Genomic DNA, 23,363 nt, shown 5'->3' with positions numbered 1-23,363 from the left:
TCAGCCCTTCCCCGGTTCCGAGGCGGTCGGAATCTGCGGCGGAATCGGCACGGATTGATCGGTCGGCGGGGGCGCCGGCTGCGGCTCGTGCGACACATCGCGCGAGAGCGCCGGGCCGACCGCCGCTTCGTCCTCCTGCGCGCCCGGCGGCGCCTCGCCCGTCCAGATGCGGCGCGCGCGCTCGCGGCCTTCGGCGGCATCGGCGCCGAGCATCGCATCGCGCGTCATCTGCACATGCATCTGCGGCACGGGAATCTCCATGCCGGCTTCGTCCATCTTGCGCTTGATGCGCAGGTTGAACGCCCGCGCGACGCTCCATTGCTGCAGTGGCCGCGTCTTGATCTGCCCTTTCACGACCATCCAGTTCGGATCGAAACGGTCCAGCCCCCACACTTCCACCGGCCCGAGCATTTCGAGCCGATAGCGCAGATCGGCCATCAGTTCGGCGCCGACTTCGCGGATCATCTGCGTGACTTCGTCGACGTCCGCCGTGAACGGCACGCGCACCTCGAACACCGCATACGCGAAGTCGCGCGACAGGTTTTTCACCGTCTTGATCTGCGAGAACGGAATCGCGTGGATCGCGCCCTGGCCGTCGCGCAGGCGCACGGTGCGAATCGTCAGGCTTTCGACGATGCCCGCGTGGCCGCCCTCGACCTCGATCGAATCGCCGACCGAGATCGTGTCCTCGATGATGATGAAAAGCCCCGTGATCAGATCCGCGACGAGCGACTGCGCGCCGAAGCCGACCGCAAGACCGATCACGCCCGCGCCCGCGAGCAGCGGCGTCACGTTCAGACCAAGATTCGCGGCGGTGACGATCGCCGCGGCTGTCAGCAGGAACACGAACACGACATTGCGCACGAGCGGCAGCATCGTGCGGGCGCGCATGCTCGGGCCGCGCCCGCCGCGCCGCGCCGCGTCCGGCCGCAGCGCTTCCTGAATGCCCGTATCGATCAGAATCCAGATCAGCCACACGACGAAGAACGTCAGCAGGATCATCGCGACCGCGTGCGTGATGCCGCGCGCCGCGACGCTCTCCTCCGCCATGCGCGCGAGCGAGAAGCCCCAGAAACGCGACGACAGTTCGAGAAACACGAGCCAGACGCCGACCACGATCATCGTCCCGACGAACTTGACGAGTCTGCGCACATACGCCGATTGCCGGCGCGGCTTGCGCGACTTCGGGCGCGTGATCCGCACGACGATCGCGGAGAGAAAGAACGCAACGACGAGCAGGCCCGCGGTCGCGATCGCCATCTGCAGCACGTTCTCGGATGTGCCGATGCCCATCAGCGTCGCCACCACCGACGCCGACGCGAGCAACAGCAGCGGCAACTGCCACAGCGACGCGACCACCTCGAAGGTTTCGGTCGCCGCCTTGCGCGTATTGCGCTGCTCGTAGGTGCGGCTTCTGATCAGATGCGCGACGGGCCGCTGGAACGCGAGCGCGAAATACGCGGTGAGGCCCGCCGCGCCCATGTTCGCGCACGTCGAAATGAGCGCGGACAGATTGGTGCCGAGCTGCTGCGCGACGTCGTAGTTGGCGGCCGCGTCGCCGAGCGCGCCGAGCGTGCCGATCAGAAACAGCAGCCGCCGCGCACGGATGATCAGCAGGTTCACCGCGACGCGCCGATGCGCCGAGCCGAACAGCGAGAACATGATGAGGCAGATCGCGGAAAACACCGCGCCCGCGACCATCGCATAGGCGGTGACCATCGCGAGCGTGCGTCCGAGCGACAGCGGCATGTAGTGCGTGAAGGTCAGCGCCGCGAGAAACGCGAAGAGGTACGGCGCGACGCGGCGCATCGTGAAGAGCAGCAGCTCGCGCGTCGTCGGATTCGAATGCAGGCCGGTGTCGATGCCGTAACGCGTCTGCATGCGCCGCTGCAGATACACCAGCACGAACGCGCACGCGCCCCAACCCGCGAGCGTCGCGAAATAGTTGAAGAGCGTGTGGCCGAACGACTCGCGGCTCTGGCTCGTGACGATCGTGAAAAGTTCGTTGCCGGCGGCGTTGAAACGCCCGCTCCAATAGGCGATCGGCGTCTTGCCGCGCTTCACGTCGGCTTCGATATTGGTGAGCGCCGATGCGATCGCGCCGAGCAGGCCGGCGTTCTGCGCGATCGTCGCCACGACCGACGATGCCGTCGCGCCGGACGGCGCCGCTGCACCCGCTGCGGGCGTGCCGCTTGCCGTGGCGTCCGGCGTTGCGGAAGCGGCTGTCGCGCCCGCTGCCGGAAGCGCGTCATCGGCGGCGCGCTTGGCATCGCGCAGGTGTTTCAGTTGCGAGACGAGCGCGGCGCGCTGCTTGTCGCTGTCGAGCGTGCCGATGATGTTGTCGAGCGAGCGCACCATCTCCGCATCGGACATCGCCGGCGCGGACGCAGCGTCCGGCGCGGATGCGGGCGCGGCCGGCGTGATCAGTTCCTGAAAGGACGGCAGCGTGAGTGCGGGACCCGCCGCCTGGGCGGCAGGCGCCGCGAGCACGATAGCCGCGACGAATGCGACGAGTGAGAACGCGCCGGAAGCGCGGCGCGCGCGCTGGCGCACGAGCGCCGCCATCCAGGATATCGCGACAGACGCCCACGCGCGGTCATGCGCGAGGTTGCGTGACTTCATAACGGTCTCGATTTCTGAAAGACCGCCAGTTTAGCGGCTGGGACCAGCAGCCCGCCCAAAGCGGACGTAACCGAATGTTAAGTGTCGACGCGCTGATTTTTCAGACAAATAGCCACGCGCTATTTGTCCATCTCGGTGCGCGTGCCGCCGGCATCGGACGACGGGCCCGCGACCGAGCCTTGCGCGCTCGCCTGCGGGTTCGACGCGCCGCTGTCCGTCGCCGACCATTGCTGCAGTTTGCGCCCGGCCGACTGCAGGCCGGCGCCAGTTGCGCTCGCGGCGTTGGTGATCGCGGCGTTGGTGGCGCTCGCCGCGTTATCGAAGTTCGCTCGCGCCGTCGCGGCGACGCCGCTCGCGGACACGTCGGGCATGGAGCCGGCGTTGTCGAAATTCTGCTGCGCGGACTGCTTGGCCGCATCGACCTTCTGACCGACGTAGCTTGCCGCCTGATCGAACTTCTGGCTGGTCTGGCTCGCGACGTTGTTGAACGCGCTCGCGGCCTGTCCCGCGGTGGCGTCGTGCTTTTCGCAAGCGGCGAGCACGCCGAGCGCCGCGAGCGCCACGGCAATGCGGTTCATGGAATTCATCTGCATGGCGTTACCTTCCACCTCATCTCGAAACTGGCGAACATCATACGCTGTCGGGGCAGCGTCTCTTCCAAAGCGATGAACGATCCAGTTCGCGCACCGGAAGCGAGAATCGGTCGCCCGAACCTTGCATCATAGGAGAACTGGCTGACGCTCGAAGTCCGTGAACATGCTTTCAAGAACCTATCGAAAGGCGCGAACATCGCGAAAAATCAGCAAATAGAACTTTTCCTCTACATTTAGGAGACTTCTGGTTATGGCGCGATATCCGGTTGGCTATATTCGCCACGGTCCCGCCTCCACGAAGTCTCGCACCATGCTTTTGATGAATGTCACCGTCGTCCTCGTCGCAGGATTGATGCTGTTCGAGCCGTTCACCCGCGCGCCCGTCTCCCGCTTCACCACACCCCGGATGCGACGCAATCTCGCTCATCGTGCGTTCTTTCAGGCAGGCGCTGCATTCTTCGCGGCACTGCTCATCGCGACGAGTCCGCCCGCGCCCGATCGGATCTCGCCGCTGCTCGTGCTGGCAGTCGCAGCGCTGCTCGTGTGTGCGAGCGTCTACTGGATCCTGCGAGGCAAGCGCTTGCTCAAACAGCGTCGCGTGTTCAGCAATATGTATTGATTCCTGCGACGCGCGCGATCGCTGCGCGTCCTCCGAGCGGCCCGTCAGGAGCACGGCCGCTGACATTCCCGCCTCCACACCTGCCTTCCGGCATCCCGAGTGCTTGCGGTGCTTTGCGGTATATTCGCGCCGAAGCATCAGCGAACGCCTGGACGAAAAAAAAGGCGCTACGTTGCCGTAGCGCCTTAAAAGTTCTAGCCATTCCGAGGGCCGTGCTAGAACCTGAGAGCCTGTCTTTCGAGTCCTGAACGGGAAGCACTCACGCGCACATCGTCTCTGGTTTCGAAATTCGGTTCCATTTTTTCCGGGATCGCTGCGCGAGTCAAGCAAAATTTCACGGTCCGGGCAACTGCCCAAGTTTCGTTCAAGCCGTGCTGATGAACGAAATAAATTCGCAGCGAATGCACCTTATCGCCGAGGCTTGCATCGTTTGCAAGTTTTTGGATGCCCGCTTGTAGAATTGCGCCCAGTCATCAAACAAAACAATGTTTCACAAAACAAAAGCCTATGCAAAATGATCGGTCGCTGGGCCGGGAACGCGCCCGGGAAAAAGACGGCGAGGAAGTCACCGCGCTCGCCCGCGGACTCGACGTGCTGCGCAGGATCGCCGCCGCGGACGCGCCTGTCAGCAATCGCGAGCTGACCGACTGGACCGGCATTCCCAAGCCCACGATTTCACGCATTACCGCGACGCTCGTCGGCGCGGGACTGCTGCTTCGCCTGCCCGATAGTGAACGCTTCGTGCTGACTGCGTCCGTGCTCGAACTGAGCAACGGATTCTTACGCAATTTCGATATCCGTGCTCGGGCGCGTCCGTTCCTCATCCGGCTCGCCGAGCGCACCGGTTTGTCGGTGCACCTCGCCGTGCGCGATCGTCTTGAGATGGTTGTAATCGATGCCATTCGGCCGCGATCTGCGGTGCTCGTGTCGCGGCTCGAAGTCGGCGGTCGGATGGATCTGAGCCGCACCGCGGTCGGCCGCGCGTATCTCGCGGTGCTGTCGGAGGCGGACCGGCGCGCGCTCATCGGCAGCCTGCAGACGGCTTCGGGCGACGACTGGCCGGCAATCGCCGGCGGTTTGCAGCGCGGCATCGACGACGCCTTGCAACTCGGCTTCGCGATCTCGCTCGGCGAATGGCATCACGGGCTGAACGCCGTCGCGGCCGGCTTTGTCGGGCCGTCCGAAGAGCGTTACTCGGTCAACTGCGGCGGCGCTTCGCATCAGTGCTCGCGCGAAGTCCTCGTCGACGAGGTCGCGCCTTCGCTGCTCGAATGCGTCGAGCAGATTACGCGCGAGATCGGCGGCACGCACGCGACGAACGCCGCGCGCGCCGCCGGTTAGACTACGCGACGACGCTTGCCGCATATGCCGGCCGAAGCGCATCGAAAGCTCGCGTCGATACGCGTGTAACAGTCGTAATCAACAGAAAGAATGACCGGTGGACGGAGCCGGGTGCGGCACGTAGCATCATGCTTCGCGCGCACCGGGGCCGCGCCGACGTCCGACCTGCCTCGGCGGGAAGGCTTTCCGGCTGCTTTCGGCGGCCTCGCTAATCGGCGCGGTTTCCGCTTCGGTTTCGCTTCGCTCCGTGTTCGACGCGCGCGCCGCTCCGCCCTGCACACGCTCGAACCGCGAACCGCCGTCCGTGCGCGCATCGTACCCGTTTTGAAAGACCCAGCCACCGAACCGATGGACGACCAAAAGAATCCCCCCTCGCAGCCGCGCCCGACGCCTCCCACGCCCGCAACGCCCGCCGCCGTCGAGCCCACGGCGCGCCGCCGCCGGATCGTGCCGCTCATCGTCGCGATTCTGATCGTCGCCGGCGCCATCGTGTGGTGGCATCCGTGGAACCGTGGCGACAGCGGCGGCACGAGCGGCCCGCAGGAAGCGCGTCAGGGCGGACGGCGCGGCGCGAACGCGACCAACCAGCCGCAGCCGGTGCACGTGGCGTCCGTCACGCAGGGCGAAATGCCCGTCGTCATCAATTCGCTCGGCACGGTGACGCCGCTCGCGAACGTCACGGTCAAGACGCAACTGAACGGCACGCTGGTCGACGTCGCCTTCAAGGAAGGCCAGATGGTCAAGAAGGGCGATTTGCTCGCGCAGATCGACCCGCGCCCGTATGAAATCTCGCTGCGCAACGCGCAAGGCACGCTCGCGAAGGATCAGGCGTTGCTGCAGACCGCGCGGCTCGACCTGCAGCGCTATCAGACGCTGTTGTCGCAGGATTCCATCGCCAGGCAGCAGGTCGACACGCAAGCGTCGCTCGTCAAGCAGTACGAAGGGGCGGTGAAATCCGACCAGGCGAACGTCGATACCTACAAGCTCGACCTCACCTACGCGCGCATCACGGCGCCGGTGTCGGGGCGCGTCGGTTTGCGTCAGGTCGACCCGGGCAATTACGTGACGACGGGCGACACCAACGGCGTCGTCGTCATCACGCAATTGCAGCCGATCAGCGTGATCTTCACGACGTCCGAGGACAATCTCGCCGCCATTCTCAAGCCGTTGCACGCGGGCACGAAGATGTCGGTCACCGCGTACGACCGCGCGAACACCACCTCGCTCGAAGCGGGCTTCCTCGAAACCGTCGACAACCAGATCGACACGACCACCGGCACCGTGAAACTGCGCGCCACCTTCGAGAACAAGGGCGGCATGCTGTTTCCGAATCAGTTCGTGAACACGAAACTGCTGGTCGACGTGATCCGCAACGCGACCATCGTGCCGACGTCCGCAGTATTGAACGGCTCGTCGGGCGCGTTCGTCTATGTCGTGAAGCCGGACAACACCGTCACGGTGCGCAACGTGAAAACCGGTCCGGTCGACGGCGAGCGCACCAGCATCAAGTCCGGGCTGCAAGTGGGCGAGCGCGTGGTGATCGACGGTTCCGACCGACTGAAGGAAGGCGCGAAGATCACGATCCCGGCTGAAAAGGCGGCAGCGGCTTCGGGCGCGTCCGGTGCTTCCGGCGCTTCGGGCGCGTCGGCGGCGGCGCCCGCGTCGGCGGCGTCGGGCGCGCGGCATGGCGGGCATCGACGTCAACAGTCGCAGCAGCAGTAATCCCGAGCATCACGTAACCAATTCGGCATGAACCCATCTCGCATTTTTATTCTGCGCCCGGTCGGCACGGCGCTCCTGATGGCGGCGATCATGCTGGTCGGCCTCGTCGCGCTGCGCTTTTTGCCGCTCTCCGCGCTGCCCGCCGTCGACTATCCGACGATCCAGGTCCAGACGTTCTATCCGGGCGCTTCGCCCGACGTGATGACCTCGAGCGTCACCGCGCCGCTCGAAAAGCAGTTCGGCCAGATGGCGAGCCTGAACCAGATGTCGTCGCAGAGTTCGGCGGGGGCATCGGTCATCACGCTGCAGTTCAGCCTCGACTTGCCGCTCGATATCGCCGAGCAGGAAGTGCAGGCGGCGATCAACGCGGCGGGCAACCTGCTGCCGTCCGACCTGCCCGCGCCGCCGATCTACGCGAAGGTGAACCCCGCCGACGCGCCGATCATGACGCTCGCCGTGAGCTCGAAGACATTGCCCCTCACGCAGGTGCAGGACCTCGCCGATACGCGTCTCGCACAGAAGATCTCGCAGGTTGCGGGCGTGGGCCTCGTCGCAGTGAGCGGCGGCAACCGCCCCGCCGTGCGTATCCGCGCGAATACACGCGCGCTGGCGTCGTACGGCCTGAACATCGACGACTTGCGCACGACCATATCGAACCTCAACGTCAACACGCCGAAAGGCAACTTCGACGGCCCTTCGCGCGCCTACACGATCAACGCGAACGACCAGCTCACCGACGCCGACGCATACAAAAGCGCGGTCGTCGCCTATCGCAGCGGCCGGCCGGTGATGCTGACCGACGTCGCGACCATCGTGCAGGGTCCGGAGAACACGAAGCTCGGCGCGTGGGTCGATTCGACGCCTGCGATCATCCTGAACGTGCAGCGCCAGCCGGGCGCGAACGTAATCGCGGTCGTCGACGGCATCAAGAAAATCCTGCCGCAATTGCAGCAGGCGCTGCCGGCGGCGCTCGACGTGCGCGTCGTCACCGACCGCACCACCACCATCCGCGCCTCGGTCCGCGACGTGCAGTTCGAGCTCGCGCTGTCCGTCGTGCTTGTCGTGCTGGTCATTTATCTGTTCCTCGCGAACGTCTACGCGACCATCATCCCGAGCCTTTCCGTGCCGCTCTCATTGGTCGGCACGCTCGCGATCATGTATCTGTGCGGCTTCTCGCTCGACAACCTCTCGCTGATGGCGCTGACCATCGCGACCGGTTTCGTCGTCGACGATGCCATCGTGATGATCGAGAACATCGCGCGTTACGTCGAGGAAGGCGATCCGCCGCTCGAAGCGGCGTTGAAGGGCTCGAAGCAGATCGGCTTCACCATCATCTCGCTGACGGTTTCGCTCATCGCCGTGCTGATTCCGCTGCTCTTCATGGGCGACGTGGTCGGCCGCCTGTTCCATGAGTTCGCGATCACGCTCGCGGTGACCATCGTCATTTCGGCGATCGTCTCGCTCACGCTCGTGCCGATGATGTGCGCCAAGCTCCTGCGCCACACGCCGCCGAAGGAAAGCAAGCGTTTCGAGGCGCGCGCGCATCAGTTCATCGATTACGTGATCGGGCGTTACGCGGTCGCGCTGAACTGGGTGCTGGAGCGTCAACGCGCGACGCTGTTCGTGTTCGTGCTCACGCTCATCTGCACCGCCGTGCTGTACGTGTACATTCCGAAGGGCTTTTTTCCGACTCAGGACACGGGCGTGATCCAGGCGATCACGCAGGCGCCGCAGGCGGCGTCGTACAAGGCGGTCGCCGAGCAGCAACAGGCGCTCGCGGCGAAGATCCTGCAGAACCAGGACGTGGAAAGCCTGACCTCGTTCGTCGGCGTGGACGGCACGAACATCACGCTCAATAGCGGGCGCATGCTCATCAACCTGAAGCCGCGTGACGACCGCGACAATACGTCGAGCGACATCATCCGCACGATCCAGAGCGAAGTCGCCGACATTCCCGGTATCAAGCTCTACATGCAGCCGGTTCAGGATCTGACGATCGATTCGACTGTCAGTCCGACGCAATATCAGTTCATGCTGACGGACCCGAACGCGACCGAATTCGCCGAATGGGTGCCGAAGCTCGTCGAGCGCCTGCAACACACGTCGATCCTGACCGATGTCGCCACGGATCTGCAGCAGAACGGCCAGTCGGTGTATATCGAGATCGACCGGGCGACGGCCGCGCGCTTCGGCATCACGCCCGCGACCGTCGACAACGCGCTGTACGACGCGTTCGGCCAGCGCATCATCTCGACGATCTTCACGCAGTCGAACCAGTACCGCGTGATTCTCGAAGCGGAGCCGTCCGACGCGCATTACAGCGACACGCTCAACGGCATCTACCTGCCCTCCTCCACCGCGACCAACGGACAGGTGCCGCTCTCGGCCATCGCGAAGTTCCATGAGCGCGCGGCGCCCTTGCTGGTCACGCACCTTGGCCAGTTCCCGGCGACCACCGTCTCCTTCAACCTCGCGAAGGGCGCGTCGCTTGGCGAAGCGGTGAAGGCGATCGAGCAGGCGAAGCAGGACATCGGCTTGCCGGCCTCGTTCCAGATTCGCTTTCAGGGCGCGGCGCTCGCGTTCCAGGCATCGCTGTCGAACGAGCTGTTCCTGATTCTCGCGGCCATCGTGACGATGTACATCGTGCTCGGCGTGCTGTACGAGAGCTTCATCCATCCGATCACGATTCTTTCGACACTGCCTTCGGCGGGTGTCGGCGCGCTGCTCTCGCTGATGATCACCGGGCACGATCTCGACATCATCGGCATCATCGGCATCGTGCTTTTGATCGGCATCGTGAAGAAGAACGCGATCATGATGATCGACTTCGCGCTCGAAGCCGAACGCGACCAGGGCAAGCCGCCGCGCGAAGCGATCTTCCAGGCCTGCCTGCTGCGCTTTCGCCCCATTCTCATGACGACCATGGCGGCGCTCCTCGGCGCGTTGCCGCTGATGCTCGGCTGGGGCGCGGGCTCGGAATTGCGGCGGCCGCTCGGCGTGGCGATCGTCGGCGGTCTGATCGTGTCGCAATTGCTCACGCTGTTCACCACGCCCGTGATCTATCTCGGCTTCGATTCGCTCGGCCGCAAGCTGCGCGCCCGGTTTCATCGCGGCACGCCCGGCGCGGCGCCGGCCGGTGAAGGACGCTGAGCCATGAATCTGTCGCGCTTTTTCATCGGCCGGCCTGTCGCGACGACTTTGCTCGCGATCGGCATCGCGCTCGCGGGCATGTTCGCGTTCGTGCGGCTGCCCGTCGCGCCGCTGCCGCAAGTCGATTTCCCGACGATCTCCGTGCAGGCGTCCCTGCCCGGCGCCAGCCCCGAGACCGTCGCGACGAGCGTCGCGAGCCCGCTGGAGCGGCATCTGGGCACCATCGCCGACGTCAGCGAGATGACCTCGATGAGCTCGGTCGGCTCGACACGCATCACGCTGCAATTCGGCCTGAACCGCGACATCGACGGCGCCGCGCGCGACGTGCAGGCCGCGATCAACGCCGCGCGCGCCGATCTGCCGACCTCGCTGCGCCAGAACCCGACCTATCACAAGGTCAACCCCGCCGACGCGCCGATTCTCGTGCTCGCGCTGTCTTCGCCCACGCGCACGGCAGGCTCGCTCTACGATTCCGCCGCGACCGTCCTGCAGCAGACGCTGTCGACCGTGCCGGGCGTCGGCGAAGTCGATGTGAGCGGCTCCGCGAATCCGGCGGTGCGCGTCGAACTGGAACCGGGCGCGCTGTTTCACTACGGCATCGGGCTGGAGGACGTGCGCGCCGCGCTCGCCTCCGCGAATGCGAACAGCCCGAAAGGCGCGATCGAGTTCAAGGGCACGCGGGTTCAGCTCTACACCAACGACCAGGCGAGCAAGGCGTCGCAATACAAGGATCTCGTCGTCGCGTACCGCAACGGCTCGGCGGTGAAGCTCTCGGACGTCGGCGAAGTGGTCGATTCGGTCGAGGATTTGCGCAATCTCGGTCTCATCAACAACAAGCGCGCGGTGCTCGTGATCCTGTATCGTCAGCCGGGCGCGAACATCATCGAGACGATCGACCGCGTGAAGTCGATGCTGCCGCAATTGCAGGCGGCGCTGCCCGCCGACGTGCAGATCACGCCGACCGCCGACCGCTCCACCACCATCCGCGCATCGCTGCACGACACCGAACTGACGCTCGTGGTCGCGGTCGCGCTCGTCGTGATGGTCGTGTTCCTGTTCCTGCGCAACTGGCGCGCGACCCTGATACCGAGCGTCGCCGTGCCTATCTCGATCATCGGCACCTTCGCGGCCATGTATCTGCTCGGCTTCTCGCTCGACAATCTCTCGCTGATGGCGCTCACCATCGCGACCGGCTTCGTCGTCGACGATGCGATCGTCGTGCTGGAGAACATCACGCGGCATGTGGAGAAAGGCGTGCCGCGCATGCAGGCCGCCATTCTGGGTGCGCGCGAAGTGGGCTTCACGGTGCTGTCGATCAGCCTGTCGCTCGTCGCCGTGTTTCTGCCGATTCTGCTGATGGGCGGCATCGTCGGGCGGCTGTTCCGCGAGTTCGCGCTGACGCTGTCGCTTGCGATCGGCGTGTCGCTGATCGTGTCGCTGACCGTCACGCCGATGATGTGCTCGCGCCTGCTGCAGGAGCCGCACGATCGCAAGGAGGAAGGCCGCGTCGCGCGCTGGCTGGAGCGCCAGTTCGAGCGCATGCAGCGCGGCTACGCGCGCACGCTCGGCTGGGCGCTCGCGCATCCGCGCACCATCCTCACGATCCTCGTCGCGACCATCGTGCTGAACATCGTTCTGTACGTCATCGTGCCGAAGGGATTTTTCCCGCAACAGGATACGGGGCGCATCGTCGGCGGCATTCAGGCGGACCAGAGCACCTCGTTTCAGGCGATGAAGGTCAAGTTCGCGGAAATGATGAAGATCGTCGAGGCCGATCCGGCCGTCGACAGCGTCGCGGGCTTCACGGGCGGGCGCTCCACGAATTCGGGCTTCATGTTCATTTCGCTGAAACCGAAGAGCGTGCGCAAGGTGTCGGCGGATCAGGTGATCAACCGCTTGCGCAAGCCGCTCGCGGATGTCGCCGGCGCGCGCACGTTCCTGCAGGCCGTGCAGGATATTCGTGTGGGCGGGCGGCAGTCGAACGCGCAGTATCAGTTCACGCTGCTGTCGGACACGACCTCCGATCTCTACAAGTGGGGACCGCTTCTCACCGATGCGCTGCAAAAGCGCCCCGAACTCACCGACGTCAACTCCGACCAGCAGCAAGGCGGATTGGAAGCGATGGTCACGTTCGACCGCGCGACCGCGGCGCGCCTGGGCATCAAGCCCGCGCAGATCGACAACACGCTGTACGACGCGTTCGGGCAGCGGCAGGTTTCGACCATCTATAACCCGCTGTCGCAGTATCACGTCGTGATGGAGCTTGCGCCGAAGTACTGGCAAGACCCGGAGATGCTCAAGCAGATCTACATCAGCACGTCGGGCGGAACGGCGAGCGGCTCGGCATCGACGCAATCGACGACCACGTCGGCATCGACGGCTTCGACGACGACGACTTCGACAGCCTCGGCGTCCGCGACCGGCACCGACACCACCGCCGCCCTCGCGCTCGCTGCGGTGAAGAACTCCGCGACCAACGCGATCGCCGCGACGGGAAAGAATGGTTCGTCATCGGGCGCGGCGGTGTCGACGACGAAGGAGACCATGGTTCCGCTGTCGGCCATCGCGAAGTTCGGGCCGGGCAATACGCCGCTGTCGGTGAATCACCAGAGTCAGTTCGTCGCCTCGACGATCTCGTTCAACCTGCCGCCGGGCAAGTCGCTGTCGGATGCGACCGCCGCGATCTACGAGACGATGGCCGAGATCGGCGTGCCGCAGACCATCCACGGCAGTTTTCAGGGCACGGCGCAGGCGTTCCAGCAATCGCTCAACGATCAGCCGCTCCTGATTCTCGCGGCGCTGGCGGCTGTTTATATCGTGCTCGGCATCCTGTACGAGAGCTATATCCATCCGATCACGATTCTCTCGACGCTGCCGTCCGCCGGCATCGGCGCGCTGCTCGCGCTGCTGCTGTTCAAGACGGAGTTCAGCATCATCGCGCTGATCGCGGTGATTCTGCTCATCGGCATCGTGAAGAAGAACGCGATCATGATGGTCGACTTCGCGATCGAGGCGACGCGTCATGGCGCGCAGACGCCGCAGGATGCGATTCGCGAAGCGTGCCTGTTGCGCTTTCGGCCGATCATGATGACCACTGCGGCCGCCTTGCTCGGCGCGCTGCCGCTCGCGTTCGGCACCGGCGAAGGGTCGGAGATGCGGGCGCCGCTGGGGATTGCCATCGTTGGCGGACTGATCGTGAGTCAGATGCTGACGCTTTATACGACGCCGGTTGTCTATCTTTATATGGACCGGTTCCGGATTCGCGCGGAAGAGCGGCGTGCGCGTCGTCAAGGCCGTGCGCGGCCGGCGAATGCGGCGGAGTGAATGACCTGCCGGTTTTCGTCGTCCAGCGAACCCCAGACTCGCCAAAAAAATGCTGCGCCCGCAAACGCGTCCCACAGCACGCCACGCAAAAATCGCCTACTTTGTCGGGTAGAAGCTCACTGCGACCCACGGCAAAGGAGCGTCCCGCATGAAAACGCTGAAAGTCCTGCTGATCGGCGCACACGGCCGCACGGGTCGATTGATCGCGCAGCGTCTGCACGACGAAGCCATCGCCTTTCGCGCGATGCTGCGCAAATCCGCCCACAAGAGCGAATTCACCGCGATGGGAGCAGAAATCGTGCTCGGCGATCTGACCAACGATTTCTGCCACGCCTTCGACGACATCACGCACGTAATCTACGCCGCCGGATCGGCGCAAACGGAGGGCATCCACGAGCAACGCGCAATCGACCGCGACGCCCTCATGCGTACCGCCGACTACGCAAAGCGCCGGCGCGTACAGCAACTCGTCGTGATCAGCGCGCTGTCGGCGTTCTATCCGGCGCGCAGCGGATTTGCCCTGCGGCACTATTCACGAATGAAGCGGGAAGCCGACGACTACATCGCGCATCGCGGCGTGCCGTATGCGATTCTCCGGCCCGGACCGTTATCGGACGAAGCGGCGCGCGGCGCAATCGCGCTGGCCGACGAACTCACCGAGCACAAGCCCGAGGTCTCACGCGCGGATGTCGCGCGCATTGCGGTGCAATGCGTGACGCTCGGCCTCGGCAACCGGATGTTCGCGTTCGTCGGCGGCGACGAGCCCATCGATGGCGTGCTCGATTCGCTCAGGCTCGAACCCATGCATGCCGCCCGTCACGCCGCGCCGACCAGCCTGTAGCCCACGCCCGTTTCCGTCACGATATGCTCTGGCTGCGCGGGATCGCGCTCGAGCTTCTGGCGCAGATGCGCCATGTAGATGCGCAGGTAATGCGGGCTCTCCACATGCGACGGCCCCCACACTTCGAGCAGCAATTGCCGGTGCGTGAGCACGCGGCCCGCGTGCCGCACGAGCGTCGACAGCAGCCGATATTCGATCGGCGTCAGATGCACGTTCTCGCCGTCCTTCGTGACACGACGCAACGCGAGATCGACGGTGACATCGCCGAAGGCCACCACCGGCGTCTCGCTCGCCTGCGCCTGATTGCGCCGCCGCAGATGCGCGCGAATCCGCGCCATCAGTTCCGACACGCCGAACGGCTTTGTGAGGTAATCGTCGGCGCCGGCATCGAGCGCGGCCACTTTCTCTTCTTCCTGCGTGCGCGCGGACAGCACGATGATCGGCAACTCGGTCCAGCCGCGCAGCTCGCGGATCACGTCGATGCCGTCGGTATCGGGCAGGCCGAGATCGATGACCACGAGATCGGGCTTGCGCGTCGCGGCTTCGACAAGCCCTTGCTGGCCCGTTTCCGCTTCGTGGACCGTCATGCCCTGCGCTTCGAGCGACACGCGCACGAAACGTCGAATCTGCTTCTCGTCCTCGATCAGGACGACGGTGAAGGACGGCTCGCTCATGGTTTTAGTGGTCGTTATGGTGACGAACCGCCCTAGGGCCTTGCATCAGGGCAGGAAAATCGTCGAGCCGGTCGTCTTGCGCGCTTCGAGTTCCTCGTGCGCGCGCGCGGCATCGGACAGCGCATAACGCTGGCGCACGTTCGTCTTCACCTTGCCTGACGACACGACTTCGAACAACTCCGCCGCCATCGCATCGAGATCGCTGCGTTTGGCGATGTAGCTAAAGAGCGTCGGCCGCGTGAAGTACAGCGAACCGCGTCCGGCGAGTTCGGACGAATCGAGCGGCGGCAACGGCCCCGACGAATTGCCGAAGCTCACGAACAAGCCGAGCGGCGCGAGGCAATCGAGCGACGCGATATAGGTGTCCTTGCCGATCGAATCGTAGACCACGGGCACGCCCGCGCCGTTGGTGATTTCGCGCACGCGCTGGGTGAAGTTCTCGCGCGTGTAGACGATCGGATGATCGCAGCCGTGCGCCTTTGCGAGCTCGGCTTTCTCGTCCGAGCCGACCGTGCCGATCACCGTCGCGCCGAGCGCCTTCGCCCACTGACACGCGAGCAGGCCGACGCCGCCCGCCGCCGCGTGGATCAAAACCGTATCGCCCGCTTTCACGCGATAGGTCCGGCGCAGCAGATACTGAGCGGTCAGGCCTTGCAGCATGATCGATGCGGCATCTTCATAGCCGATCGAATCGGGCAACCTGACGACGTAATCCGCCGACATGACCCGCTCCTGCGCATACGCGCCCGGCGGACGCGACGCATACGCGACGCGATCGCCCGGCTTGAACTGCGTGACGCCCTCGCCCACCGCCGTCACCTCGCCCGCCGCTTCCATGCCGAGGCCGCCGGGCAGCGGCATCGGATAGAGGCCGGTGCGGAAGTACACGTCGATGAAATTGAGCCCCACCGCATGATGCTTCACGCGGATTTCGCCCTTGCCCGGCGCGCCCACGTCCACGTCGACCCACTTCATGACTTCGGGGCCGCCTGCCTTGTCGAATCGGATTGCCTTGGTCATCGCTTGATTGTCTCCATCGGTTCGTCAGGCCCGCGCGAAACGCAGGCGCAAGTCGTCGAGAATCATGCGCGCGGTCGCGATGTTGGTCGCGCACGGCACGTTGTGTACGTCGCAGGCGCGCACGAGCGCGTTGATGTCGGGTTCGTGCGGCTGCGGGGTCATCGGGTCGCGCAGAAAAATCACGATGTCGACGCGCCCTTCCGCCAGTTCGGCGCCGATCTGCAAATCGCCGCCGTGCGGTCCGGAAAGCTTGCGCTCGACCTCCAGCCCGTGCGCCGCCGCGATACGCCCGCCGGTCGTGCCCGTCGCGACGAGACTGCATTGCGCGAGCGTATCGACGAACTCGCCCGCGAGTCTGACGATGTCGTCCTTCTTCATGTCGTGCGCGATCAGCGCGACGCGTGTGGTCATGTGGGTGTCCTTGGTCCTTGCCTTGATCAGTACGTGCCGGGATAAGCGCCGCCGTCGATCAGCAGGTTCTGACCGGTGATGTAGCCCGCATGCACGCTGCATAGAAACGCGCAAGCCTTGCCGAACTCCTCCGACGTGCCGAAACGTCCGGCGGGCAGACTCTGCGCACGGCGCGCGCGCATGTCCTCGACCGAGATGTTCTGCGCCTTCGCCTGCGCTTCCATCGTCACGGCGATGCGGTCGGTGTCGAAGGTGCCCGGCAGCAGGTTGTTGATGGTGACGCCAGTGGCCGCGACCTTGCGTGCGACGCCCGCGACGAAACCCGTGAGCCCGGAACGCGCGCCGTTGGACAGGCCGAGCACATCGATCGGCGCCTTCACCGACGAACTCGTGATGTTCACCACGCGCCCGAAGCCGCGCTCGATCATGCCGTCGATGGTCGCCTTGATCAGTTCGATCGGCGTCAGCATGTTGCCTTCCAGCGCCTTGATCCACATGTCGTGCGTGAAGGTGCGGAAGTCGCCCGGCGGCGGCCCGCCCGCGTTGTTGACCAGAATGTCCGGCGCCGGGCACGCGGCGAGCGCGGCGGCGTGGCCCTCGGGCGTCGTGATGTCGCCCGCGACGGTCGTCACGGTCACGCCATATTGCGCGCGGATGTGCGCGGCCGTCGCTTCGAGCGTTTCCGCCGTGCGCGCGGTGATGACCAGATTCACGCCTTCTGCGGCGAGCGCTTCGGCGCAACCGCGTCCGAGACCCTTGCTCGCCGCGCACACGAGCGCCGTGCGCCCTGCGATTCCCATATCCATCGTCATCCTCCCTCGTCGTTTGTCACAGATCGTGATGTCTTCGCAATTCTAGAAGAATCGGGGCGGCAACGTCGGCGGCCACGCGGATCGACGCGCGCGATTCTTCTTAGGCGCGGGCGGGCTTTTGGGTAAACTGTCGCCACTGTCCGCTCCCCGAGCGTCAGAGGCAGAACATCACACGAGCAGGACGCGCAGCGCGCGCGAAACCCATGAAACAAGACAGCCGCTTTCCCAATCTCTTCATCACCGATCACCCGCTGATCCAGCACAAGCTCACCCACATGCGCGACAAGGACACGTCCACGCGCACGTTTCGCGAGCTGCTGCGGGAAATCACGCTGCTGATGGGCTACGAAATCACGCGCAATCTGCCGCTCACGACCAAACGCGTGGAAACGCCGCTGGTCGAGATCGACGCGCCCGTGATCGCCGGCAAGAAGCTGGCGATCGTGCCGGTGCTGCGCGCGGGCATCGGCATGTCGGACGGCTTGCTGGATCTGGTGCCGTCGGCGCGGGTCGGGCATATCGGCGTGTATCGGGCAGAGGATCACCGGCCGGTCGAGTATCTCGTGCGCCTGCCGCCCGATCTCGAGGAGCGCGTCTTCATCCTGTGCGATCCGATGGTCGCCACGGGCTACTCGGCGGTGCACGCCGTCGACGTGATGAAGCGCCGCAACGTGCACGCCGACAACATCGTGTTCGTCGCGCTGGTCGCCGCGCCGGAAGGCGTGAAGGTGTTCCAGGACGCGCATCCGGACGTGAAGCTCTACGTCGCATCCCTCGATTCGCATCTGAACGACCATGCGTATATCGTTCCGGGCCTCGGCGACGCGGGAGACCGCCTGTTCGGCACGAAAAACTGAGCGTTCGCTGTATTCCCGGCATCGACTCCGACCGCCGCGCTGATGCGCGGCGGTTTTGCATTCAGGCGTCGTTTTGCGCGATTTCGTCCTGATTCGACGGAAATGCGCCCGGTTGACAGCGATTTTCCCGCGTCCGAGCGCGCGCAGCGGTACTGGGCGCGCGCGCCGCCATGCTAAAATTTGAGTCTGTTCCTATTCGCGTTGCGCCGGATCGAACGATCCGCGAGCGAGGCCGGCGGCCACTCGGGGCGCGCGCCGGACAGACACATTCAGCAGCACAGCAAGCACGACAGCACACTAGGCGCACGGCACGAAGCCCGCGCGCGATGGAGAAAGGTAATGGCGGGTCATTCGAAATGGGCCAACATCAAGCATAAGAAGGCCGCGGCCGACGCGAAGAAGGGCAAGGTCTGGACGCGCCTCATCAAGGAAATCCAGGTCGCGGCGCGCATGGGCGGCGGCGAGGTCGATTCGAACCCGCGCCTGCGCCTGGCCGTCGACAAGGCGTACGACGCCAACATGCCGAAGGACAACGTCAACCGTGCGATCCAGCGCGGCGTGGGCGGTGTCGATGGCGCGAACTACGAAGAAATTCGTTACGAAGGCTACGGCATCGGCGGCGCTGCGATCATCGTCGACACGATGACGGACAACCGCACCCGCACCGTCGCGGAAGTGCGCCACGCATTCTCGAAGTTCGGCGGCAACATGGGCACGGACGGCTCGGTGTCGTTCATGTTCGATCACGTCGGCCAGTTCCTGTTCGCGCCCGGCACGCCGGAAGACAAGCTGATGGACGCGGCGCTCGAAGCCGGCGCGGATGACGTCGTGACGAACGAGGACGGCAGCATCGAAGTGATCTGCCCGCCGAACGATTTCCAGAAGGTGAAGGACGCGCTCGAAGCCGCGGGCTTCAAGGCGGAACTCGCCGAAGTGACGATGAAACCGCAGACCGAAGTCGAGTTCACCGGCGACGACGCAGTGAAAATGCAAAAACTGCTCGATGCGCTGGAAAATCTCGACGACGTGCAGGAAGTCCATACCAACGCCGTGATCAACGAAGACTGAGTTTCGCTGAGTTTCGTATCGCAGTCAGGCTCCGGGGGCGCGGCGAAAAAAGAACCCGCTATGCCCTCGCATGGAACGTCTTTCGCTTCGGCTCGTGTGCCGGAGCAGCGCCGCGCCATCGATGCGGCGCGGCATCGCCCGAGGAAGGCGCGTGACGCAGCCGATGTCAGCGCGAGCCGCCTTCCCGACGCCATGACGGCCGTCATGCGTTCGGCGCGATGCGCCCATCGCTTTTTCTCAAGCCGCTTTTTGTCAGGATTTCGGGGATTCAAATGAAGTTACTCGTCGTCGGTTCCGGCGGCCGCGAACATGCGCTGGCCTGGAAGCTCGCGCAATCGCCGCGCGTGCAGATCGTCTATGTGGCGCCGGGCAACGGCGGCACCGCGCAGGACGAGCGTCTGCGCAACGTCGACATCACGGACGCGGCGGAACTCGCCGATTTCGTCGAGAAGGAGCATGTCGCGTTCACGCTCGTCGGACCGGAACAGCCGCTTGCCGCGGGCATCGTCAATCTGTTCCGCTCGCGCGGCCTGAAAATCTTCGGCCCGAGCAAGGAAGCCGCGCAGCTCGAAAGCTCGAAGGACTTCGCCAAGGCGTTCATGAAGCGCCACAGCATCCCGACCGCCGAGTACGAGACCTTCTCCGACACCGCCGCCGCGCACGCGTACATCGACGCAAAAGGCGCGCCGATCGTCATCAAGGCGGACGGACTGGCCGCCGGCAAGGGCGTCGTTGTCGCGATGACGCTGGAAGAAGCGCACGCCGCCGTCGATTCCATGCTCGCCGACAACAAGCTCGGCGATGCGGGCGCGCGCGTCGTGATCGAGGAATTCCTCGCGGGCGAGGAAGCCAGTTTCATCGTGATGGTGGATGGCAAGCACGTGCTGCCGCTCGCCTCCAGCCAGGACCACAAGCGTCTGCTCGACGGCGACAAGGGTCCGAACACGGGCGGCATGGGCGCGTATTCGCCCGCGCCGATCGTCACGCCGCAACTGCACGCGCGCGTGATGCGCGAGATCATCCTGCCGACGGTGCGCGGCATGGAAAACGAAGGCATCCGCTTCACCGGCTTTTTGTACGCCGGCCTGATGATCGACGCGAACGGCAACCCGAAGACGCTCGAATTTAACTGCCGCATGGGCGACCCCGAGACGCAGCCGATCATGGCGCGCCTGAAGGGTGACTTCTCGAAAGTCGTGGAAATGGCGATCGACGGCAAGCTCGACAGCATCGAACTCGACTGGGACCGCCGCACGGCGCTCGGCGTCGTGCTCGCCGCGCACAACTATCCGGAGACGCCGCGCAAGGGCGACCGGATCAGCGGCATTCCGTCGGAGACCGAGAATTCCGTCACTTTCCACGCGGGCACGACACTTACCGACGGCAAGCTCACCACGTCGGGCGGACGTGTGCTGTGTGTGGTCGGACTGGCGGATTCCGTGCGTGGCGCGCAATCCGTGGTCTACGATACAGTCAACCAGATTTCGTTCGACGGCATGCAGTATCGCCGGGACATCGGCTATCGGGCGGTGAATCGCAAGCAGTCGGCCGAGAAGCCGGGCGACAAACCGGCCGACAAACACGGCTGAAGCCGCGCCTGAGCCGCATGAGTACACGCGCTGCCGGACCTCGTGTCCGGCAGCGCGCTTTTGAGAGTTTCGAGACGGAGGGTTTACCCCCGCCCTTTTCTGGCCGCCCACGGGGCGCACGCAGCAATCGATGAGTGAACCGAACCGCAGCGCGGAACAACGCAAAGAACACGACGCAGCCCACGATATCGGGGCCGTCCGCGACTATCTGACGGGCCTGCAGACGCGCATCGCCGATGCGCTCGGCGCCTTCGACGGCACCGCCTTCGCCACCGACGCCTGGACCCGCGAGCCCGGCGCGCATCTGCGCGGCGGCGGCGTGACGCGCATCCTGGAAGGCGGCGGATTTTTCGAGCGCGGCGGCATCGGCTTTTCGGACGTGCAGGGCGACGCGCTGCCGCCTTCCGCGAGCGCGGCGCGTCCGCAACTCGCCGGACGCGGCTTCGAGGCGCTGGGCGTATCGCTCGTGATGCATCCGCGCAATCCGCACTGCCCGACCGTGCACATGAATGTACGTATGCTCACCGCGACGAAGGAAGGCGAAGCGCCGGTCTTCTGGTTCGGCGGCGGCATGGATCTCACGCCGATCTACGGCTACGAGGAAGACGCGCGGCATTTCCATCAGGTCTGCCGCGACGCGCTCGACCCGTTCGGCGTGGAGTTGTATCCGCGCTTCAAGACCTGGTGCGACGAGTATTTCTATCTGAAGCACCGCAACGAGCAGCGCGGCATCGGCGGCATTTTCTTCGACGATTTCTCGGAGCCCGGCTTCGAGCGCTCGTTCGCGATGATGCGCAGCGTCGGCGATGCGTTCCTGAACGCGTATCTGCCGGTCATCGAGCGCCGCCGCGACACGCCGTATGCCGAGCGCGAACGCGAGTTTCAGGCGTACCGGCGCGGGCGCTATGTGGAGTTCAATCTCGTGTTCGACCGCGGCACGCATTTCGGCCTGCAAAGCGGCGGACGCACCGAGTCGATTCTGATGTCGATGCCGCCCGTCGCGAACTGGCGCTACGACTGGACGCCCGAGCCGGGCACGCCGGAAGCGCGGTTGTATGAAGATTTCCTGGTGCGGCGCGAATGGCTGTGAACCAGACCGCACCTCGCACCAGGCGCGTCGGGATATTCGGCGGCACCTTCGATCCGATCCACAACGGGCATCTCGCGCTGGCGCGGCGTTTCGTCGACTTGCTGCGATTGACCGATCTCGTGCTGCTGCCCGCCGGTCAGCCGTGGCAGAAGGCGGGCGTATCGGCGCCGGAGCATCGGCTCGCGATGACGCGCGCGGCGGCGGCATCGCTCGAACTCGACGGCGTCCGGGTCACCGTCGCCACCGATGAAATCGAGCGCAAGGGCGACACCTATACCGTCGACACGCTTGCTCACTGGCGCGAGCGCGAAGGCGCGGACGCATCGATTTCGTTGCTGATGGGCGCGGATCAGTTCGTCAAGCTCGACTCGTGGCATCAATGGATGCGGCTCTTCGACTACGCGCACATCTGTGTGGAAACGCGCCCGGGCTTCGATGTCTCGACGCTGTCCGCGCCGGTGGCAGCCGAAGTCGCAAAGCGCGCCGCATCGCCCGAAACACTGCAAGCGAGCGCGCACGGGCACGTGCTCATCGACGAGACGCTTCTCATCGACGTATCCGCCACGGCGATCCGCGAGGAAGCGCGCACGATGACAGACCAGCGCGATGCCCGCGCTCAGGTCCCATCGGCTGTATGGGACTATATTGTTCAACATCACTTGTACCAGACACGGTAACTATGGAACTTCAGAAGCTTCAACGCGCGATCATCGACGGTCTCGAAGACGTCAAGGCGCAAGACATCAAGGTATTCAACACAACCCACCTGACGTCGCTGTTCGACCGCGTGGTCGTGGCGAGCGGCACGTCGAACCGGCAGACCAAGGCGCTCGCCAACAGCGTGCGCGAGAAGGTCAAGGAAGCGGGTGGCGACATCATCTCGACGGAAGGCGAAGAGATCGGCGAATGGGTGCTGGTCGATTGCGGCGACGCGGTCGTGCACATCCTGCAACCGGCGCTGCGCCAGTACTACAACCTCGAGGAAGTCTGGGGCGACAAGCCCGTGCGCGTGAAGCTGCAGAAGTCGAACATGTTCGGCGGCGCGAGCGTCACCGCAGATGAAGACGAGGACGAGGACGAGGAAGACGCCGCGCCCGCGGTCAAACGTCCGGCGCGCAAGACCACGCGCAAGCACTGAAGCCGCTTCGTTCGATGAAGCTGGTCATCCTCGCCGTCGGACACAAGATGCCCGACTGGATCACGAATGGCTTCGACGAATACGCGAAGCGCATGCCGCCCGAACTGCGCATCGAGCTGAAAGAGATCAAGCCCGAGCAGCGCTCGTCGGGACGCAACGCCGAGAGCGTGATGGCGGCTGAGAAGCAGCGCATCGAAGCCGCGTTGCCGAAGAACGCGCGCGTCGTCGCACTCGACGAACGCGGCCGCGACTGGACCACGATGCAACTCGCGAACGCCCTGCCCGGCTGGCAGCAGGATGGGCGCGATGTCGCGTTCGTGATCGGCGGCGCGGACGGGCTCGATCCGGCCGTGAAGTCGCGCGCCGAACTGATGCTGCGCATATCGAGCCTCACGTTGCCGCACGGCATGGTGCGCGTGCTGCTCGCCGAACAGCTTTACCGCGCGTGGAGCATCACGCAGAATCATCCTTATCATCGCGCGTGAGGCGTTT

General features: G+C 65.0%; 19 protein-coding genes. 13 read left to right on the top strand and 6 right to left on the bottom strand.

Translation table 11 applies throughout. From position 1 onward, the window contains the following. Both NK8_RS04660 and NK8_RS04655 read right to left on the bottom strand, forming a co-directional pair. Positions 1-2,622, bottom strand: a complete 2,622-nt coding sequence (locus NK8_RS04660; protein ID WP_213227732.1) for a mechanosensitive ion channel family protein — start codon at positions 2,620-2,622, stop codon at positions 1-3. A gap of 119 nt (positions 2,623-2,741) precedes the next feature. Beyond that, the gene (locus NK8_RS04655) at positions 2,742-3,215 is read right to left on the bottom strand and encodes a hypothetical protein (RefSeq protein WP_213227730.1); all 474 of its coding nucleotides are present in this window, start codon (positions 3,213-3,215) and stop codon (positions 2,742-2,744) included. 310 nt (positions 3,216-3,525) lie between these two features. Between NK8_RS04655 and NK8_RS04650 the strand changes: the two genes are divergently transcribed. From NK8_RS04650 to NK8_RS04625, 6 genes are all read left to right on the top strand, one after another. Then, positions 3,526-3,834: a hypothetical protein gene (locus tag NK8_RS04650; RefSeq protein WP_213227728.1), complete on the top strand. Its 309-nt coding sequence runs from the start codon at positions 3,526-3,528 to the stop codon at positions 3,832-3,834. Between the two features lie 507 nt (positions 3,835-4,341). Further along, the gene (locus NK8_RS04645) at positions 4,342-5,175 is read left to right on the top strand and encodes an IclR family transcriptional regulator (protein WP_162065289.1); all 834 of its coding nucleotides are present in this window, start codon (positions 4,342-4,344) and stop codon (positions 5,173-5,175) included. 348 nt (positions 5,176-5,523) lie between these two features. Next, positions 5,524-6,897 carry an MdtA/MuxA family multidrug efflux RND transporter periplasmic adaptor subunit gene (locus tag NK8_RS04640; protein WP_162065288.1) on the top strand — a complete coding sequence of 458 codons (1,374 nt, stop codon included), beginning with the start codon at positions 5,524-5,526 and terminating at the stop codon, positions 6,895-6,897. A gap of 27 nt (positions 6,898-6,924) precedes the next feature. Continuing rightward, positions 6,925-10,047, top strand: a complete 3,123-nt coding sequence (locus NK8_RS04635; protein ID WP_162065287.1) for an MdtB/MuxB family multidrug efflux RND transporter permease subunit — start codon at positions 6,925-6,927, stop codon at positions 10,045-10,047. Between the two features lie 3 nt (positions 10,048-10,050). Beyond that, complete coding sequence (locus tag NK8_RS04630; RefSeq protein WP_213227726.1) at positions 10,051-13,371, top strand: efflux RND transporter permease subunit; 3,321 nt, start codon at positions 10,051-10,053, stop codon at positions 13,369-13,371. Between the two features lie 148 nt (positions 13,372-13,519). Then, positions 13,520-14,212, top strand: a complete 693-nt coding sequence (locus NK8_RS04625; protein WP_213227724.1) for an SDR family oxidoreductase — start codon at positions 13,520-13,522, stop codon at positions 14,210-14,212. Here NK8_RS04625 and kdpE read toward each other — a convergent pair. From kdpE to NK8_RS04605, 4 genes are read right to left on the bottom strand one after another with little or no spacing between them, the layout of a single operon-like run. After that, positions 14,188-14,886: a two-component system response regulator KdpE gene (gene kdpE / locus NK8_RS04620; RefSeq protein WP_213227722.1), complete on the bottom strand. Its 699-nt coding sequence runs from the start codon at positions 14,884-14,886 to the stop codon at positions 14,188-14,190. The two genes, NK8_RS04625 and kdpE, sit on opposite strands and share 25 nt — an antisense overlap. Positions 14,887-14,931: 45 nt before the next feature. Next, positions 14,932-15,906: a quinone oxidoreductase gene (locus NK8_RS04615; RefSeq protein WP_213227720.1), complete on the bottom strand. Its 975-nt coding sequence runs from the start codon at positions 15,904-15,906 to the stop codon at positions 14,932-14,934. Positions 15,907-15,930: 24 nt separating this feature from the next. Next, entirely contained in the window at positions 15,931-16,317 is a 387-nt protein-coding gene (locus tag NK8_RS04610) for a methylglyoxal synthase (RefSeq protein WP_061175918.1), read from the bottom strand. A gap of 26 nt (positions 16,318-16,343) precedes the next feature. Next, positions 16,344-17,123: an SDR family oxidoreductase gene (locus NK8_RS04605; RefSeq protein WP_162065281.1), complete on the bottom strand. Its 780-nt coding sequence runs from the start codon at positions 17,121-17,123 to the stop codon at positions 16,344-16,346. Between the two features lie 209 nt (positions 17,124-17,332). Between NK8_RS04605 and upp the strand changes: the two genes are divergently transcribed. The 7 genes from upp to rlmH all read left to right on the top strand — a co-directional run bounded on the left by upp (position 17,333) and on the right by rlmH (position 23,356). Beyond that, positions 17,333-17,986, top strand: coding sequence for a uracil phosphoribosyltransferase (upp, locus tag NK8_RS04600; protein WP_162065279.1), 654 nt, complete (start codon positions 17,333-17,335; stop codon positions 17,984-17,986). A gap of 339 nt (positions 17,987-18,325) precedes the next feature. After that, a complete protein-coding gene (locus NK8_RS04595) occupies positions 18,326-19,054 on the top strand; it encodes a YebC/PmpR family DNA-binding transcriptional regulator (RefSeq protein WP_213227718.1) in 729 nt (242 codons plus the stop codon). 272 nt (positions 19,055-19,326) lie between these two features. Further along, the gene (purD, locus tag NK8_RS04590) at positions 19,327-20,643 is read left to right on the top strand and encodes a phosphoribosylamine--glycine ligase (protein WP_213227716.1); all 1,317 of its coding nucleotides are present in this window, start codon (positions 19,327-19,329) and stop codon (positions 20,641-20,643) included. 130 nt (positions 20,644-20,773) lie between these two features. Further along, entirely contained in the window at positions 20,774-21,733 is a 960-nt protein-coding gene (gene hemF, locus NK8_RS04585) for an oxygen-dependent coproporphyrinogen oxidase (RefSeq protein WP_213227714.1), read from the top strand. Continuing rightward, positions 21,724-22,410 carry a nicotinate-nucleotide adenylyltransferase gene (locus NK8_RS04580; RefSeq protein ID WP_213227712.1) on the top strand — a complete coding sequence of 229 codons (687 nt, stop codon included), beginning with the start codon at positions 21,724-21,726 and terminating at the stop codon, positions 22,408-22,410. Before hemF ends, NK8_RS04580 begins: the two co-directional genes overlap by 10 nt. A gap of 2 nt (positions 22,411-22,412) precedes the next feature. Next, positions 22,413-22,871, top strand: a complete 459-nt coding sequence (gene rsfS / locus NK8_RS04575; protein WP_213227709.1) for a ribosome silencing factor — start codon at positions 22,413-22,415, stop codon at positions 22,869-22,871. A 14-nt stretch (positions 22,872-22,885) separates the two neighbouring features. Continuing rightward, on the top strand, positions 22,886-23,356 hold the full coding sequence (gene rlmH / locus NK8_RS04570; RefSeq protein ID WP_061175925.1) for a 23S rRNA (pseudouridine(1915)-N(3))-methyltransferase RlmH: 471 nt from the start codon (positions 22,886-22,888) through the stop codon (positions 23,354-23,356). The last annotated feature ends 7 nt before the right edge of the window (positions 23,357-23,363 follow it).

Origin of the sequence: Caballeronia sp. NK8 (genome assembly GCF_018408855.1) — a bacterium.
In the GTDB taxonomy this organism is placed as follows: domain Bacteria; phylum Pseudomonadota; class Gammaproteobacteria; order Burkholderiales; family Burkholderiaceae; genus Caballeronia.
Note: the sequence above shows the minus strand (reverse complement) of the source record. Positions and strands in the feature narration are given on the sequence as shown.

Bases quoted from the DNA above. Each gene is read 5' to 3' on its own strand.
- NK8_RS04660 (WP_213227732.1), bottom strand. From the start codon at position 2,622: ATGAAGTCACGCAACCTCGCGCATGACCGCGCGTGGGCGTCTGTCGCG.
- NK8_RS04655 (WP_213227730.1), bottom strand. From the start codon at position 3,215: ATGCAGATGAATTCCATGAACCGCATTGCCGTGGCGCTCGCGGCGCTC.
- NK8_RS04650 (WP_213227728.1), top strand. From the start codon at position 3,526: ATGCTTTTGATGAATGTCACCGTCGTCCTCGTCGCAGGATTGATGCTG.
- NK8_RS04645 (WP_162065289.1), top strand. From the start codon at position 4,342: ATGCAAAATGATCGGTCGCTGGGCCGGGAACGCGCCCGGGAAAAAGAC.
- NK8_RS04640 (WP_162065288.1), top strand. From the start codon at position 5,524: ATGGACGACCAAAAGAATCCCCCCTCGCAGCCGCGCCCGACGCCTCCC.
- NK8_RS04635 (WP_162065287.1), top strand. From the start codon at position 6,925: ATGAACCCATCTCGCATTTTTATTCTGCGCCCGGTCGGCACGGCGCTC.
- NK8_RS04630 (WP_213227726.1), top strand. From the start codon at position 10,051: ATGAATCTGTCGCGCTTTTTCATCGGCCGGCCTGTCGCGACGACTTTG.
- NK8_RS04625 (WP_213227724.1), top strand. From the start codon at position 13,520: ATGAAAACGCTGAAAGTCCTGCTGATCGGCGCACACGGCCGCACGGGT.
- kdpE (WP_213227722.1), bottom strand. From the start codon at position 14,886: ATGAGCGAGCCGTCCTTCACCGTCGTCCTGATCGAGGACGAGAAGCAG.
- NK8_RS04615 (WP_213227720.1), bottom strand. From the start codon at position 15,906: ATGACCAAGGCAATCCGATTCGACAAGGCAGGCGGCCCCGAAGTCATG.
- NK8_RS04610 (WP_061175918.1), bottom strand. From the start codon at position 16,317: ATGACCACACGCGTCGCGCTGATCGCGCACGACATGAAGAAGGACGAC.
- NK8_RS04605 (WP_162065281.1), bottom strand. From the start codon at position 17,123: ATGGATATGGGAATCGCAGGGCGCACGGCGCTCGTGTGCGCGGCGAGC.
- upp (WP_162065279.1), top strand. From the start codon at position 17,333: ATGAAACAAGACAGCCGCTTTCCCAATCTCTTCATCACCGATCACCCG.
- NK8_RS04595 (WP_213227718.1), top strand. From the start codon at position 18,326: ATGGCGGGTCATTCGAAATGGGCCAACATCAAGCATAAGAAGGCCGCG.
- purD (WP_213227716.1), top strand. From the start codon at position 19,327: ATGAAGTTACTCGTCGTCGGTTCCGGCGGCCGCGAACATGCGCTGGCC.
- hemF (WP_213227714.1), top strand. From the start codon at position 20,774: ATGAGTGAACCGAACCGCAGCGCGGAACAACGCAAAGAACACGACGCA.
- NK8_RS04580 (WP_213227712.1), top strand. From the start codon at position 21,724: ATGGCTGTGAACCAGACCGCACCTCGCACCAGGCGCGTCGGGATATTC.
- rsfS (WP_213227709.1), top strand. From the start codon at position 22,413: ATGGAACTTCAGAAGCTTCAACGCGCGATCATCGACGGTCTCGAAGAC.
- rlmH (WP_061175925.1), top strand. From the start codon at position 22,886: ATGAAGCTGGTCATCCTCGCCGTCGGACACAAGATGCCCGACTGGATC.